Here is a 15,506-nt window from a genome sequence, read left to right as displayed (position 1 = left end):
TGTGTTCCCAATCATGCCGTGCGGCGCAGTATCAGCAGATGGCGTTGGCCTTGGCAACCAGGGACGGCCAGGGCGTGTTCGCTATCGAGGTGGAAGTCTGCTGGCAATGCTACCAGCTCATCGGCCGGATGAACGCCCTTCATTGCCAGCCAGCGCGTATCGGCATCGCCGAGGTGGCGAGTCCAGTTACTGAAATTTTCCATGCTGCTGAACGCCCGGGAAACAATCCCGTTGAATGGCTGTGCAGGCTGGAAAGCTTCGACGCGGCTGTGGATAACTTGCAGGTTATCCAGTTTGAGTTCGAGTTTGACCTGGGTCAGGAAGCGGGTTTTCTTGCCGTTGCTGTCCAGGCAGGTCACTTGCGACTCGGGAAACAGGATGGCCAACGGAATGCCCGGCATGCCACCACCGCTGCCAACGTCCAGCCAGCGACCGTTTTCGATGAACGACATGACGCTCAAACTATCGAGCAGATGGCGAGAGACCATTTCGTCCGGATCGCGCACGGCGGTCAGGTTGTAGGCCTTGTTCCATTTGATCAACAGGGCCAGATAACCCAGCAGCTGCGCGTGCTGGGTTTCTGTCAGTGTGACACCGAGCTGGCGAGCACCTGTGGATAACTCTTCGGCGTGTTGCGAGGTGACCAACGAACTCAAGCGCTTTGCTCCAACTGACGGCCCGCGCCGCGTTTTTTCAAATGAATCATCAACAGCGAAATGGCTGCCGGGGTGACGCCCGGAATACGTGACGCCTGGCCCAGGGTTTCAGGACGGGTCGCGCCGAGCTTGCTCTGGATCTCTTTGGAAAGACCGGAAATGTTCGTGTAATCGATATCCACAGGCAGTTTGGTGTCTTCGCTGGCCCGCAGGCGTGCGATTTCATCCTGCTGACGGTCGATGTAACCGGCGTACTTGGTCTTGATTTCGACCTGTTCGGCGACCTGTGGATCTTCTGCGCCCCCACCGGTCACGGCAATCAGACCAGCGTAGTCGATTTCCGGACGGCTCAGCAGGTTGAGCAAATTGTATTCGTGGGTCAGCGGCGTACCGAACTTCTCGGAAATCGCATCGCCCTGCTCGGTGCCCGGGCGAACCCAGGTACTTTTCAGGCGTTGCTCTTCCAGGTCGATGCTTTCGCGCTTCTTGCAGAACGCCGCCCAACGCGCGTCATCGACCAGACCCAGCTCGCGACCTTTTTCGGTCAGACGCAGGTCGGCGTTGTCTTCGCGCAGGATCAGGCGGTATTCGGCACGGGACGTGAACATCCGGTACGGCTCTTGGGTTCCGAGCGTAATCAGGTCGTCGACCAATACGCCGATGTACGCCTCGTCGCGACGCGGGCACCAGGCATCTTTGCCCTGTGCACGCAGTGCTGCGTTGGCGCCGGCCAGCAAACCCTGGGCGCCGGCTTCTTCGTAACCGGTGGTGCCGTTGATTTGACCGGCAAAAAACAGCCCGCCAATCACTTTGGTTTCCAGGCTGTATTTCAGGTCGCGCGGGTCGAAATAGTCGTATTCGATGGCGTAGCCCGGACGCACGATGTGTGCGTTTTCCATGCCGCGGATCGATTGCACGATCTGCAATTGCACGTCGAACGGCAGGGATGTGGATATCCCGTTCGGGTACAGCTCGTGGGTGGTCAAACCTTCCGGCTCGATAAAGACCTGATGGCTTTCCTTGTCGGCAAAGCGGTGGATCTTGTCTTCGATCGACGGGCAATAACGCGGACCGATACCTTCGATCAATCCCGCATCGGAATACATCGGCGAACGATCGAGGTTCGCGGCAATGATTTCGTGGGTCCGGCTGTTGGTGTGGGTAATCCAGCAGCTCACCTGTTTCGGGTGCTGCTCTTTGGAACCCATGAACGACATCACCGGGATCGGCGTATCGCCTGCTTGCTCGGTCATTACCGAGAAATCCACAGAACGACCGTCGATACGCGGCGGCGTACCGGTTTTCAAACGACCCACACGCAATGGCAATTCACGCAGACGGCGAGCCAGGGCGATCGATGGCGGATCACCGGCACGACCGCCGGAGTAATTCTGCATGCCGATGTGGATAAGTCCGCCGAGGAAGGTGCCAGTGGTCAACACCACGGAATCCGCGAGGAAACGCAGGCCCATTTGGGTGACGACACCGCGCACTTGTTCCTGTTCGACGATCAGGTCGTCAGCGGCTTGTTGAAATATCCACAGGTTCGGCTGGTTTTCCAATGCTTCGCGGACAGCGGCCTTGTACAGAACCCGGTCTGCCTGGGCGCGAGTTGCACGCACGGCCGGACCTTTGCGGCTGTTCAACACGCGAAATTGAATACCACCTTTGTCGGTAGCCATGGCCATTGCGCCGCCAAGGGCGTCAATTTCTTTAACCAGGTGGCTTTTACCGATCCCGCCAATGGCGGGGTTGCAACTCATTGCTCCGAGGGTTTCCACGTTATGCGTCAGCAACAGGGTTTTCGCACCCATACGTGCTGAGGCCAGTGCTGCCTCGGTACCGGCATGACCGCCGCCGATGACGATCACTTCAAAACGGGAAGGGAAATCCACCACGCACCTCGTGCCTGCTTCAGTTAGGTAATCAGGAATAGTTTGAGCTCAGGTTTCTGGACCTGGTCGACAAGTATAGGGACTTCGCCCTTCCTAAAGAACCCTTTGCACAAAATTTAACCAGCTGTGGAGAAGTCGGGGTTATAGAAATTAAAAAGAGAGAAATTTATTAAATCTTTGTTTTTATGTTTATTTCTACTGAGCCACCTTTCTGTGGATAGATCGCTACAGGCCTTTATTATCAATGTGTACAGAGATTTAAAACCCTGTGGTCATGTGGCCAAGAGACCCTTGGATAACCGGTTTAAGCCTGTGGATGAAAGGGGTGGTTATCCACAGAGGTGGTTATCTTCAGTTTTCAGGCCCTGTTATCAACTGCCCTTAGTGGCAGTTATTCACAGGGCTTAATCCACAGAAAAGCGCGTATCGGGTTAATTCCGGGCGAAGGAAAACCGCTCAAGCAGACATTATCTGCTCGGCACTGAGGGACGATTTTTTAAAAAGAGAGGACAGACAGGCGCGAATGGCCTGTCTGTGAACAGCGAAAGGGTTATTTACCGATGCAGAAGCTGGAAAAGATTCGTCCCAACAGGTCATCGGAGCTGAATGCACCGGTGATTTCACCCAGCGAGTGCTGCGCCTGACGCAAATCCTCGGCCAACAGCTCGCCAGCACCGGCCAGGGTCAATTGCGAGCGGCCATGCTCAAGGGATGCACTGGCATGACGCAGGGCCTCAAGGTGACGCCTGCGTGCGCTGAAGCTACTTTCCGACGTCTGCTCGTAACCCATGCAGGCCTTCAGATGGTCGCGCAGTAACTCCAGGCCTTCGCCAGCAGACTTGGCACTCAGGCTGATGGTGACGTGGCCATCTTCACTGACTTCCAGGGCAATGGCTTCCCCCGTCAGATCAGCCTTGTTACGAATCAGCGTGACTTTCGCTGGATCCGGGCGGATTTCGAGGAATTCCGGCCACAAAGCGAAGGGGTCCAACGCTTCAGGCGCCGTTGCATCGACGACCAATAACACGCGATCCGCTTCGCCGATGGCTTTCAGTGCGCGTTCTACGCCAATTTTTTCCACGTGATCGTCGGTATCTCGCAGACCCGCGGTATCCACCACGTGCAGCGGCATGCCATCAATGTGGATATGTTCGCGCAGGATGTCCCGGGTTGTGCCGGCAATTTCGGTCACGATCGCTGCTTCCCGACCCGCCAGAGCATTCAACAGGCTGGATTTACCGGCATTCGGCCGACCGGCAATCACCACGGTCATGCCGTCACGCAGCAAGGCGCCTTGCCCGGCTTCGCGAAGTACTGTGGATAATTCATCGCGCACTTTGTCGAGCATGGCCAAGACATGACCATCAGCCAGGAAGTCGATTTCTTCTTCAGGGAAGTCGATGGCCGCTTCGACATAGATACGCAGGCCTATCAGCTGCTCGGTCAGGTTATGCACACGCTGGGAAAATGCGCCTTGCAAGGAACGCAGCGCATTTCGTGCCGCTTGTGCAGAACTCGCCTCGATCAAGTCAGCAATGGCTTCAGCCTGAGCCAGGTCGAGTTTGTCATTGAGGAAGGCGCGCTCGCTGAATTCACCGGGACGGGCGAGGCGACAGCCCAGTTCCAGACAACGCTTGAGCAACATATCCAGAACAATCGGCCCGCCATGGCCCTGCAGTTCAAGCACGTCTTCGCCGGTGAAGGAGTTCGGCCCCGGGAAATAAAGCGCAATGCCTTCGTCCAGCACCTCTTCGTTCTCACTGAGGAACGGGCCGTAATGGGCAAACCGGGGTTTCAATTCCCGACCGCTGATGGCCTTGGCCGCAAGGCTCGCCAACGGCCCGGAAATACGGACGATGCCCACACCGCCGCGACCTTGAGCGGTAGCAACGGCTGCGATGGTTTCACGAGGAACGCTCATAAACCGGTATCCAGACAAAAGTGACAGATAGCAAAACGCCCCACTAGGGGGCGTTTTGAGTGGTTATCCACAGTGTAAATCAAGCGGCTGCTTTGGTAGCCCGTTCGATTTTACGAGTGATGTACCACTGTTGAGTGATGGACAGGCAGTTGTTCACTACCCAGTACAGCACCAGACCAGCCGGGAACCACAGGAAGAAGAAGGTGAAGATGATTGGCATCAGCTTCATCACCTTGGCCTGCATCGGATCCGGTGGTGTCGGGTTCAACTGCTGCTGGATGAACATGGTTGCGCCCATGATGATCGGCAGAATGAAGAACGGATCCTTGATCGACAGGTCAGTAATCCACAGCATGAACGGCGCTTGGCGCATTTCAACGCTTTCCAGCAGAACCCAGTACAGCGAAAGGAAAACCGGCATCTGCACGAGGATTGGCAAGCAACCACCCAGCGGATTGATCTTCTCTTTCTTGTACAGCTCCATCATGGCTTGCGACATTTTCTGCCGGTCATCGCCATGTTGCTCTTTCAGCGCGGCCAGTTTCGGGGCCACTGCACGCATGCGCGCCATGGATTTGTAGCTGGCAGCCGACAGTGGGAAGAACAAACCCTTGATCAGCATGGTCAGGAAAATGATCGACCAGCCCCAGTTGCCGACGATGGCGTGGATATGTTGCAGCAACCAGAAAATTGGCTGGGCAATGAACCACAGGATGCCGTAGTCGACGGTCAGTTCCAGACCTGGGGACAACTGTTTCAGCACAGCCTGGCTTTTCGGGCCGGCGTACAGAACGGCGCTCACTTCAGCTTTAGCACCTGGCGCAACCGTCAATGCCGGGGCGGTATAGCCGATGATGTAGTTGCCTTTGCTGTCTTTACGGGTCTGGACGACATTGTTTTCGCCCTTCGCCGGAATCCAAGCGGTCACGAAGTAGTGTTGCAACCAGGCAACCCAACCCCCATTGACGGTTTCTTTCAGCTGAGCCTTGTCCATGTCTTTCATCGACACTTTCTTGTACGGCTCGTTACTGGTCCACAGGGCGGCGCCCAGGTAAGTGGCGGTGCCGGTGGCAGTGCTGGAAGAAGGATCGGAGCTGGCGTCACGCTTCAGCTGGGCGAACATCGCACCCGACCAAGGCTTGGCACTTTCGTTGTCGATCAGGTAAGAAACAGTTACGTCATACAGGCCGCGTTTCAGTGTGAAACGCTTGATGTAGTTGACGCCGTCCTTGCTGAACTTCAGGTCTACGACCAATTGGTCCTGACCGTCAGCCAGTTGATAAACCTTCTTCTCCGAAGCGTAAACCGGACGACCGGCAGGACTTGCGTCCGGACCGTCGGTGCCGATCAAACCGCTTTGAGCCAGATAAGTCCGCTCGTTGCCGTTATCGAACAACTGGAACGGGATTTCCGGATGGTCCTGGCGACGTGGATACAGCGGCAGCGTCAGCTGGGCAACATCACCACCTTGTGGATCGATGGCCAGGTTGAGCACATCCGTTTTGATCTGGATGAGGTCTTTGCTTGCAGCTACTGGAGTTTCAGCAGGTGCTGTAGCACTGGTATCGCTTGCGGCGCGTGGAATGTCGTCACTGACAGAAGCATTATTGCCAGTAGCCGAATCCGGTAGGCCCGGTGCGGTAGTACTGGAAGCAACATTCTGAGTCGGCAGGGCAGCCTGACCATAGTCCTGGTTCCATTTAAGAACCATAACGTAGGACACGATTGCCAGGGCGACGATCAGGATCGTGCGTTTGATATCCATGATTACTCGGCCATCGAAGAAGAACGGGAGGTAGGGATAGGTGGAACCGGGTCATAACCACCGGGATTCCACGGATGACAGCGACCTAAACGACGAAAGGCCAGCCAGCCACCGCGCAGAAGACCATGATTTTCTATGGCCTCTAACGCGTAGCAGGAACAACTGGGGTAGAAGCGACAGTGGTTGGCCATCAGGGGACTAATGGCATAGCGATAAAACTGGATCGGAACGAGTGCCAGTTTACGCATCGGGACTGTCTACCCCTACAGTTTCGGTTTTGACTGCTGGTACTGGCGTGCTGCGTGCCAGACGCTTCCAGAGTTTGCCGAAATGCTGAATCAATTCGGGGTTTTCTACGTCACCCAAACCTTTGCGCGCGACGATAACGATGTCCCAGCCGACCAGTGAATCCTGGTGCAGACGGAACGATTCGCGCATCAGACGTTTGAGGCGATTGCGCTCGACGGAGAGCTTTACGCTCTTTTTCCCGATAACCAACCCGAGACGGGGGTGATCAAGATCGTTGTTGCGCGCAAGGAGCAGGAGATTTTTCCCCGGAACCTTGCCGGTAGGGGAGTCAAAGACTGCCTTGAAATGCCGGGGAGTAAGCAGACGCTTTTCCCGACTGAAGTCCTGACTCACCTCCAGTGCCGGATTATCAAACTGCCAGACGCGCACGACCTTTGGCGCGACGACGCGACAGGACGGCACGACCGTTCTTGGTAGCCATGCGAGCACGGAAACCGTGGGTACGAGCGCGTTTGATAGTGCTTGGTTGGAAAGTACGTTTCATTGTCGTGTTACCTGGTTCGTCCACAACGGGCCGGAATGGCCCCCGTTTTAAGAGACCGGGGATTCTAGAGAAAGCAAGCCTCTAGGTCAATTTCCAACCAGCGTTTCCTTATAAATAGATCTCCAGAGGTTTTGTTCGTGATTAACCCCTCGTTAGAAATAGAAATAAGAAAGGAATTATTTAAAGCTTTTCTGTAAAGCTTATAAAAGCTAGGCAGGCGGTCATCTGTGGATAAGTGCCTTCAGGCCTTCTACTACGGGCTGTACAGAGAATGACAACTACCGTGGGAAACAGGGGGCAGCCTGTGCTGCGCTGTCGGATAACCTGTGTGTGAAACAGCTTGTTATCCACAGGCTGGTTATCCACCGAGTTTCCCCCCACTTGTGCAACGACCTTAGACCCGGTTATCCACAGAGCTTATGCACAGACCGCTGGTCGTCTTTTTTGCGTATAAAACGTTGATTCTTCTCGGTCAGTGCTCCACCTCGTGTGGATAAGTCGGCGTCTGGTCGTTACAATGGCCGCTTGTTTTTGCCTCACCGGCTTTCAACTTAGGGGATATCCGTGTCAGTGGAACTTTGGCAGCAGTGCGTGGAGCTTTTGCGCGAAGAGCTGCCTGCCCAACAATTCAACACTTGGATCCGTCCACTACAGGTCGAAGCCGAAGGCGACGAGTTGCGTGTCTACGCACCGAATCGCTTTGTTCTCGACTGGGTCAACGAAAAGTACCTGGGCCGTGTTCTTGAACTGCTGGATGAGCATGGCAACGGCATGGCGCCGGTGCTGTCCTTATTAATAGGCAGCAAACGCAGTTCGACACCGCGAGCTGCGCCTAACGCGCCGTTGGCTGCCGCTGCATCTCAGGCTCAAGCTGCTCAAGCACCTGTCAGCGCTCCGGCGCCAGCATCGATTGCCAACGCACCGACCAAGCGTGCGACGCAAAAAGTGGCCGAGATCAATGAAGAGCCGTCTCGTGACAGCTTCGACCCGATGGCCGGCGCCAGTTCGCAGCAAGCTCCGGTTCGCTCCGAGCAACGCACGGTGCAGGTCGAAGGCGCGCTCAAGCACACCAGTTACCTGAACCGCACCTTCACCTTCGAAAACTTCGTCGAAGGTAAGTCGAACCAACTGGCCCGGGCCGCGGCCTGGCAGGTGGCAGACAATCCCAAGCACGGTTACAACCCGCTTTTCCTTTATGGTGGCGTCGGCTTGGGTAAAACCCACTTGATGCACGCTGTGGGTAATCACCTATTAAAGAAGAACCCGAATGCCAAGGTCGTTTACCTGCATTCGGAGCGTTTCGTGGCCGACATGGTCAAGGCGCTGCAACTGAATGCCATCAACGAGTTCAAGCGTTTCTACCGTTCGGTGGATGCGTTGCTCATCGATGACATTCAATTCTTCGCCCGCAAGGAACGTTCGCAGGAAGAGTTTTTCCACACCTTCAACGCCCTGCTTGAAGGTGGCCAGCAGGTCATTCTCACCAGTGACCGTTACCCGAAAGAAATCGAAGGCCTTGAAGAGCGTTTGAAATCCCGCTTTGGCTGGGGTCTGACGGTTGCCGTCGAGCCGCCGGAGCTGGAAACCCGCGTGGCGATCTTGATGAAAAAGGCCGACCAGGCCAAAGTCGATCTGCCACATGACGCGGCGTTCTTCATTGCCCAGCGTATTCGCTCCAACGTCCGTGAGCTGGAAGGCGCGCTGAAACGCGTGATCGCCCACTCGCACTTCATGGGACGCGACATCACCATCGAGCTGATTCGCGAATCCCTGAAAGACTTGTTGGCGCTGCAAGACAAACTGGTCTCTGTGGATAACATTCAGCGCACAGTCGCCGAGTACTACAAGATCAAGATCTCCGACTTGCTGTCCAAGCGTCGTTCACGCTCGGTCGCACGTCCGCGTCAGGTTGCAATGGCATTGTCCAAAGAGTTGACTAACCACAGCCTGCCGGAAATCGGCGATGTGTTTGGCGGCCGCGACCACACGACTGTTTTGCACGCCTGTCGCAAGATCAACGAGCTTAAGGAATCCGACGCGGACATCCGCGAGGACTACAAGAACCTGCTGCGTACACTGACCACTTGATGAACACCAGCGCAGCTTATTAAGGCAAGGGACTAGACCATGCATTTCACCATTCAACGCGAAGCCCTGTTGAAACCCCTGCAACTGGTCGCAGGCGTCGTTGAGCGCCGACAGACCTTGCCGGTGCTCTCCAACGTGCTGCTGGTTGTCGAAGGCCAGCAATTGTCGCTGACCGGTACTGACCTGGAAGTCGAGCTGGTCGGTCGTGTGCAACTTGAAGAGCCGGCAGACCCAGGTTCCATCACCGTGCCTGCGCGCAAGCTGATGGACATCTGCAAGAGCCTGCCGAACGATGCGCTGATCGACATCAAGGTCGATGAGCAGAAGCTGGTGGTCAAGGCTGGTCGTAGCCGCTTCACGCTGTCGACCCTGCCGGCCAATGATTTCCCGACAGTGGAAGAAGGCCCGGGCTCGCTGACCTGCAGCCTGGAACAAAGCAAACTGCGTCGTCTGATCGAACGTACCAGCTTCGCCATGGCCCAGCAGGACGTTCGTTATTACCTGAACGGTATGCTGCTTGAAGTTTCGGCCGGGATCATCCGTGCTGTTGCCACCGACGGTCACCGTCTGGCCATGTGTTCGATGCAGGCCGATATCGGTCAGCCGGATCGCCATCAGGTCATCGTTCCGCGCAAGGGTATCCTTGAGCTGGCACGCCTGCTGACCGAACCGGACGGCATCGTCAGCATCGTCCTGGGTCAGCACCACATCCGCGCGACCACCGGCGAGTTCACCTTCACCTCGAAACTGGTCGACGGCAAATTCCCGGATTACGAGCGTGTTCTGCCAAAAGGCGGAGACAAGCTGGTACTCGGCGACCGTCAGGCGCTGCGTGAAGCTTTCAGCCGTACTGCGATTCTGTCCAACGAGAAGTACCGTGGCATCCGTCTGCAACTGGCTAACGGTCAGCTGAAAATCCAGGCGAACAACCCGGAGCAGGAAGAAGCGGAAGAAGAAGTGGGCGTTGAATACAACGGCGGCAATCTGGAAATCGGCTTCAACGTCAGCTATCTGCTCGACGTACTGGGCGTGATGACCACTGAGCAAGTTCGCCTGATCCTGTCCGATTCCAACAGCAGTGCGCTGGTGCAGGAATCCGACAACGACGACTCGGCTTACGTTGTCATGCCGATGCGCCTGTAATCATGTTCAGCAGAAGCTAGATGTCGCTAAGTCGCGTCTCGGTCACCGCGGTGCGCAATTTGCACCCGGTGACCTTCTCCCCCTCCCCCCGAATCAACATTCTTTACGGCGCCAACGGCAGCGGCAAAACCAGTGTTCTGGAAGCCATTCATCTGCTGGGGCTTGCCCGTTCGTTTCGTAGCAGCCGTCTGTTGCCGGTCATCCAGTACGAGCAATTGGCGTGTACGGTGTTTGGCCAGGTTGAATTGGCTGAGGGTGGACACAGCGCGTTAGGTATTTCACGCGACCGTCAGGGCGAATTTCAGATCCGCATCGATGGCCAGAACGCCCGAAGCGCGGCGCAACTGGCGGAGATCCTGCCACTCCAGCTGATCAACCCTGACAGTTTCCGCTTGCTTGAAGGCGCGCCGAAGATTCGCCGACAGTTTCTCGACTGGGGCGTATTCCATGTGGAACCGCGATTCATGTCCACCTGGCAGCGCTTGCAGAAGGCGCTGCGCCAGAGAAACTCTTGGCTGCGACATGGTACACTTGACGCCGTTTCGCAAGCGGTTTGGGACAGGGAACTGTGCCAGGCCAGCGCTGAAATCGATGAATACCGCCGCGCTTACATCAAAGCCTTGAAACCAGTCTTTGAACAGACCTTGAGCGAACTGGTCGAGCTTGAAGGCTTGACCCTCAGCTATTACCGAGGCTGGGACAAAGACCGCGAACTGAGTGCCGTACTCGCTGGGTCCCTTCAACGGGACCAGCAAATGGGTCACACCCAGGCCGGACCACAACGCGCTGATTTGCGTCTCAGACTGGGCGCACATAATGCCGCGGACATCTTGTCCCGGGGTCAGCAGAAATTGGTGGTCTGTGCATTGCGGATTGCCCAAGGGCACTTGGTGAGCCAGGCCCGACGCGGACAGTGTATTTATCTGGTGGATGACTTGCCGTCCGAATTGGACGAGCACCACCGACGCGCGCTTTGCCGCTTGCTGGAAGACTTACGCTGCCAGGTCTTTATCACCTGTGTAGATCACGAATTATTGAGGGAAGGCTGGCAGACGGAAACGCCAGTCGCTTTGTTCCACGTGGAACAGGGCCGTATCACCCAGACCCACGACCATCGGGAGTGAAGGCATTGAGCGAAGAAAATACGTACGACTCAACGAGCATTAAAGTGCTGAAAGGCCTGGATGCCGTACGCAAACGTCCCGGTATGTACATTGGTGACACCGACGATGGCAGCGGTCTGCACCACATGGTGTTCGAAGTGGTCGATAACTCGATCGACGAAGCTCTCGCCGGCCACTGCGACGACATCAGCATCATCATTCACCCGGATGAGTCCATCACCGTTCGCGACAACGGCCGTGGCATCCCGGTAGACGTGCACAAAGAAGAAGGCGTTTCGGCAGCCGAGGTCATCATGACCGTGCTGCACGCCGGCGGTAAGTTCGACGACAACTCCTACAAAGTATCCGGCGGTCTGCACGGTGTAGGTGTGTCGGTAGTGAACGCACTGTCCAAAGAACTGATCCTGACCGTTCGCCGCAGCGGCAAGATCTGGGAACAGACTTACGTCCACGGTGTTCCGCAAGAGCCGATGAAAATCGTTGGCGAGAGCGAAACCACGGGCACCCAGATCCACTTCAAGCCATCGGCTGAAACCTTCAAGAACATCCACTTCAGCTGGGATATCCTGGCCAAGCGGATTCGTGAACTGTCATTTCTCAACTCCGGTGTCGGCATCGTCCTCAAGGATGAGCGCAGCGGCAAGGAAGAGCTGTTCAAGTACGAAGGCGGCCTGCGTGCGTTCGTTGAATACCTGAACACCAACAAGACTGCGGTCAACCAGGTGTTCCACTTCAACATCCAGCGTGAAGACGGCATCGGCGTTGAAATCGCCCTGCAGTGGAACGACAGCTTCAACGAGAACCTGTTGTGCTTCACCAACAACATTCCACAGCGCGATGGCGGTACTCACCTGGTGGGTTTCCGTTCCGCACTGACGCGTAACCTGAACACCTACATCGAAGCTGAAGGTCTGGCGAAGAAGCATAAAGTCGCGACCACCGGTGACGATGCCCGTGAAGGCCTGACCGCGATTATTTCGGTGAAAGTACCGGATCCGAAGTTCAGCTCCCAGACCAAAGACAAGCTGGTTTCTTCCGAAGTGAAGACCGCGGTCGAACAGGAAATGGGCAAGTACTTCTCCGACTTCCTGCTGGAAAACCCGAACGAAGCCAAACTGGTCGTCGGCAAGATGATCGACGCGGCTCGTGCGCGTGAAGCGGCGCGTAAAGCCCGTGAAATGACCCGTCGTAAAGGCGCGCTGGATATCGCCGGCCTGCCGGGCAAACTGGCTGACTGCCAGGAAAAAGACCCTGCCCTGTCCGAACTGTACCTTGTGGAAGGTGACTCTGCTGGCGGCTCCGCCAAGCAGGGACGTAACCGCCGCACCCAGGCTATCCTGCCGCTGAAGGGCAAGATCCTGAACGTCGAGAAGGCGCGTTTCGACAAGATGATCTCTTCGCAAGAAGTAGGCACCTTGATCACCGCGCTGGGCTGTGGCATCGGCCGCGACGAGTACAACATCGACAAGCTGCGTTATCACAACATCATCATCATGACCGATGCTGACGTCGACGGTTCGCACATCCGTACCCTGCTGCTGACCTTCTTCTTCCGTCAGTTGCCGGAGCTGATCGAGCGTGGCTACATCTACATCGCTCAGCCGCCGCTGTACAAGGTCAAGAAAGGCAAGCAAGAGCAATACATCAAAGACGACGACGCCATGGAAGAGTACATGACGCAGTCGGCCCTGGAAGACGCGAGCCTGCACCTGAACGAAGAAGCCCCGGGCATCTCCGGTGAAGCGCTTGAGCGCCTGGTGAATGACTTCCGTCTGGTGATGAAGACCCTCAAGCGTCTGTCGCGCCTGTATCCACAGGAGCTGACCGAGCACTTCATCTACCTGCCAGCAGTGAGCATGGATCAACTGTCCGATCATGCAGCGATGCAGGATTGGCTGGCTCAGTACGAAGTTCGCCTGCGCACCGTCGAGAAGTCTGGCCTGGTCTACAAAGCCAGCCTGCGTGAAGACCGTGAACGTAACGTCTGGCTGCCAGAGGTCGAACTGATCTCCCACGGCCTGTCGAACTACGTCACCTTCAACCGCGACTTCTTCGGCAGCAACGATTACCGCACGGTTGTTTCGCTGGGCGCTCAACTGAGCACCTTGTTGGACGACGGTGCGTACATCCAGCGTGGCGAGCGCAAGAAGCCGGTCACCGAGTTCAAGGAAGCCCTTGAATGGCTGATGGCTGAAAGCACCAAGCGTCACACCATCCAGCGATACAAAGGTCTGGGCGAGATGAACCCGGATCAGCTGTGGGAAACCACCATGGACCCAGCACAGCGCCGGATGCTCAAAGTGACTATCGAAGACGCCATTGGCGCAGACCAGATCTTCAACACCCTGATGGGTGATGCGGTCGAACCTCGCCGTGACTTCATCGAAAGCAACGCCCTGGCGGTTTCCAACCTGGATTTCTGATCCAGCGAACCTGCCAAACCAAAAAAGGCCAACGCTCAGCGTTGGCCTTTTTTATTATCTGCAATTCGTACGGAATCATGCCGAATTACCAGCGTCATTCCCCTTAGTACATAGTGTGGAAAACTGCAAATTTCAGGCATAAAAAAACCGGCTATATCCGCCGGTTTTTTTGCGCCCGAAAAAACTTATGCACCATTTTCTGCGTTTTATGTGTTTAAGAAATATGTATATAAATCATTAACTTATAAAACGATATCGCTGTTTTTCGATAAAACGGTACACAGGTTATCCACAGAATCTCAGACAGCCACTTGATCCGTCGAAGTCGGTGCCGCCGGGGCTGCTGGCAGCGACCCCATTTCCCGTTGCATCTGCTCGTTCCAGGCTTGTACCCGGTCGTTCAGATCGGCGATGGCGCGAGGCCCGCTGCCCACGGCGTACATCGGTTCGCCGATGATTACGGTGATGACACCCTGCTTCTTTGCCCAACCAGTTTTAGGCCAGAACTTGCCCGCATTGTGCGCAATCGGCAGTACAGGAAGCTCGGCGTTGACGGCCAACGCGGTGCCACCGCGTGAGAACTTGCCGATGGTGCCAAAAGGAACGCGCGTCCCCTCAGGGAAGATCAGCACCCAGACACCATCCTTGAGCAGCTCATCGCCCTTCTTTGCCACATGCTTGAGCGCGGCTTTCGGATTGTCGCGGTCGATGGCAATCGGTCGCAGCATGGCCATAGCCCAGCCGAAGAAAGGTACGTAAAGCAATGAACGCTTGAGCACCTGGCTCAACGGTTCGAAGTAAGCAGAGAGAAAGAACGTCTCCCAGGTGCTCTGGTGGTTCGATTGAATCACGCAGGGCTGGTCAGGCACGTTCTCGGCGCCCTTCACTTCGTAGCTGATGCCCAGGAACACTTTGCTCAGCCACAAGGCGCAGCGGCACCAGTACACATTAATGAAGCGATATCGCGCCTTGAACGGCAGAAACGGCGCGATGAAAAAGCTCAGGCTGCACCAAAGCAAAGAGCTGGTGCCCAGCAACAGATAAAAGAGGAACGTTCTGATGGCCTGCAGTATCGACATGGTGACGTTTACCGTGCGGGCTCTGCCCGTCTATAAGCGCACTCCCGATCAGTCCTTAATCGGAACAATCGAAGCACTTTAATTGTGGATAAGTTCTGCGGCAATCGCCGCCAGATCGTCAAAAATCAAGGTGCCTACCGGTAGGGTCTTGCCGAAAGTCTTTTCGCCTTTCCCGGTCTTTACCAAAACTGGCTGAGAATCGACGGCTTTGGCGGCTTCCAGGTCACCAAGGCTGTCGCCGACGAACCAGAGATTGGTCAGCGACACGTTGTAATGCTCGGCGATGGCTTTCAGCATCCCGGGTTTCGGCTTGCGGCAATCGCAGCCGTCGTTCGGCCCGTGCGGGCAATAGACGATCAGGCCGACTTCACCGCCCTGCTCCGCCACCAGCGCGCGCAAGCGCTCGTGCATGGCGTCCAGAGTGGCGATGTCGTAATAGCCGCGAGCGATGCCCGACTGGTTGGTAGCGACCGCTACCGTCCAGCCGGCCTTGCTCAACTGCGCGATGGCTTCGATCGAACCGGGGAGTGGAATCCACTCCTCCACCGACTTGATGTAAGCGTCGGAGTCGTAATTGATCACCCCGTCGCGATCGAGAATCAGCAGTTTCAACAGCAAC

13 protein-coding genes are annotated in these 15,506 nt (G+C 56.1%); 4 read left to right on the top strand and 9 right to left on the bottom strand.

The genetic code is table 11. The features are described from left to right. Positions 1-11 precede the first annotated feature (11 nt). The 7 genes from rsmG to rpmH all read right to left on the bottom strand — a co-directional run bounded on the left by rsmG (position 12) and on the right by rpmH (position 7,030). Positions 12-656, bottom strand: a complete 645-nt coding sequence (gene rsmG, locus AB4N43_RS16540) for a 16S rRNA (guanine(527)-N(7))-methyltransferase RsmG (protein ID WP_027926207.1) — start codon at positions 654-656, stop codon at positions 12-14. After that, positions 653-2,551, bottom strand: coding sequence for a tRNA uridine-5-carboxymethylaminomethyl(34) synthesis enzyme MnmG (mnmG, locus tag AB4N43_RS16535; RefSeq protein WP_027926206.1), 1,899 nt, complete (start codon positions 2,549-2,551; stop codon positions 653-655). Before mnmG ends, rsmG begins: the two co-directional genes overlap by 4 nt. Before the next feature lie 550 nt (positions 2,552-3,101). Continuing rightward, positions 3,102-4,472, bottom strand: a complete 1,371-nt coding sequence (mnmE, locus tag AB4N43_RS16530; protein ID WP_027926205.1) for a tRNA uridine-5-carboxymethylaminomethyl(34) synthesis GTPase MnmE — start codon at positions 4,470-4,472, stop codon at positions 3,102-3,104. Between the two features lie 79 nt (positions 4,473-4,551). Further along, complete coding sequence (gene yidC, locus AB4N43_RS16525) at positions 4,552-6,237, bottom strand: membrane protein insertase YidC (RefSeq protein ID WP_027926204.1); 1,686 nt, start codon at positions 6,235-6,237, stop codon at positions 4,552-4,554. A 2-nt stretch (positions 6,238-6,239) separates the two neighbouring features. Beyond that, positions 6,240-6,485 (bottom strand): membrane protein insertion efficiency factor YidD, encoded by a 246-nt coding sequence (yidD, locus tag AB4N43_RS16520; protein WP_077430980.1) that lies wholly within the window; start codon positions 6,483-6,485, stop codon positions 6,240-6,242. Beyond that, a complete protein-coding gene (gene rnpA / locus AB4N43_RS16515; protein ID WP_027926203.1) occupies positions 6,478-6,879 on the bottom strand; it encodes a ribonuclease P protein component in 402 nt (133 codons plus the stop codon). Before rnpA ends, yidD begins: the two co-directional genes overlap by 8 nt. Before the next feature lie 16 nt (positions 6,880-6,895). Continuing rightward, positions 6,896-7,030 carry a 50S ribosomal protein L34 gene (rpmH, locus tag AB4N43_RS16510; RefSeq protein ID WP_003213577.1) on the bottom strand — a complete coding sequence of 45 codons (135 nt, stop codon included), beginning with the start codon at positions 7,028-7,030 and terminating at the stop codon, positions 6,896-6,898. Between the two features lie 564 nt (positions 7,031-7,594). Between rpmH and dnaA the strand changes: the two genes are divergently transcribed. Genes dnaA through gyrB form a run of 4 tightly spaced genes read left to right on the top strand, consistent with a single transcriptional unit; the run spans position 7,595 to position 13,808 of the window. Beyond that, entirely contained in the window at positions 7,595-9,118 is a 1,524-nt protein-coding gene (gene dnaA, locus AB4N43_RS16505) for a chromosomal replication initiator protein DnaA (protein WP_027926202.1), read from the top strand. A 39-nt stretch (positions 9,119-9,157) separates the two neighbouring features. Then, positions 9,158-10,261, top strand: a complete 1,104-nt coding sequence (dnaN, locus tag AB4N43_RS16500; RefSeq protein WP_017341709.1) for a DNA polymerase III subunit beta — start codon at positions 9,158-9,160, stop codon at positions 10,259-10,261. Positions 10,262-10,281: 20 nt separating this feature from the next. After that, on the top strand, positions 10,282-11,385 hold the full coding sequence (recF, locus tag AB4N43_RS16495; protein WP_008007898.1) for a DNA replication/repair protein RecF: 1,104 nt from the start codon (positions 10,282-10,284) through the stop codon (positions 11,383-11,385). A 5-nt stretch (positions 11,386-11,390) separates the two neighbouring features. After that, the gene (gyrB, locus tag AB4N43_RS16490; protein WP_027926201.1) at positions 11,391-13,808 is read left to right on the top strand and encodes a DNA topoisomerase (ATP-hydrolyzing) subunit B; all 2,418 of its coding nucleotides are present in this window, start codon (positions 11,391-11,393) and stop codon (positions 13,806-13,808) included. A 299-nt stretch (positions 13,809-14,107) separates the two neighbouring features. On the opposite strand, the gene AB4N43_RS16485 is transcribed toward gyrB, so the two are convergent. Both AB4N43_RS16485 and gmhB read right to left on the bottom strand, forming a co-directional pair. Continuing rightward, positions 14,108-14,887, bottom strand: coding sequence for a lysophospholipid acyltransferase family protein (locus AB4N43_RS16485; protein WP_194940518.1), 780 nt, complete (start codon positions 14,885-14,887; stop codon positions 14,108-14,110). A 78-nt stretch (positions 14,888-14,965) separates the two neighbouring features. Further along, positions 14,966-15,505 carry a D-glycero-beta-D-manno-heptose 1,7-bisphosphate 7-phosphatase gene (gene gmhB, locus AB4N43_RS16480; protein WP_172825962.1) on the bottom strand — a complete coding sequence of 180 codons (540 nt, stop codon included), beginning with the start codon at positions 15,503-15,505 and terminating at the stop codon, positions 14,966-14,968. Position 15,506: the final 1 nt, after the last annotated feature.

The sequence above is a fragment of the Pseudomonas sp. S2_B07 genome (genome assembly GCF_054668435.1).
The sequence above is the reverse complement of the archived record's forward strand: the minus strand, read 5'-3'. Positions and strand labels throughout refer to the sequence as shown.

Coding starts and splice junctions, on each gene's coding strand:
- mnmE (WP_027926205.1), bottom strand. CDS start 4,472: ATGAGCGTTCCTCGTGAAACCATCGCAGCCGTTGCTACCGCTCAAGGT.
- yidC (WP_027926204.1), bottom strand. CDS start 6,237: ATGGATATCAAACGCACGATCCTGATCGTCGCCCTGGCAATCGTGTCC.
- yidD (WP_077430980.1), bottom strand. CDS start 6,485: ATGCGTAAACTGGCACTCGTTCCGATCCAGTTTTATCGCTATGCCATT.
- rpmH (WP_003213577.1), bottom strand. CDS start 7,030: ATGAAACGTACTTTCCAACCAAGCACTATCAAACGCGCTCGTACCCAC.
- dnaN (WP_017341709.1), top strand. CDS start 9,158: ATGCATTTCACCATTCAACGCGAAGCCCTGTTGAAACCCCTGCAACTG.
- recF (WP_008007898.1), top strand. CDS start 10,282: ATGTCGCTAAGTCGCGTCTCGGTCACCGCGGTGCGCAATTTGCACCCG.
- AB4N43_RS16485 (WP_194940518.1), bottom strand. CDS start 14,887: ATGTCGATACTGCAGGCCATCAGAACGTTCCTCTTTTATCTGTTGCTG.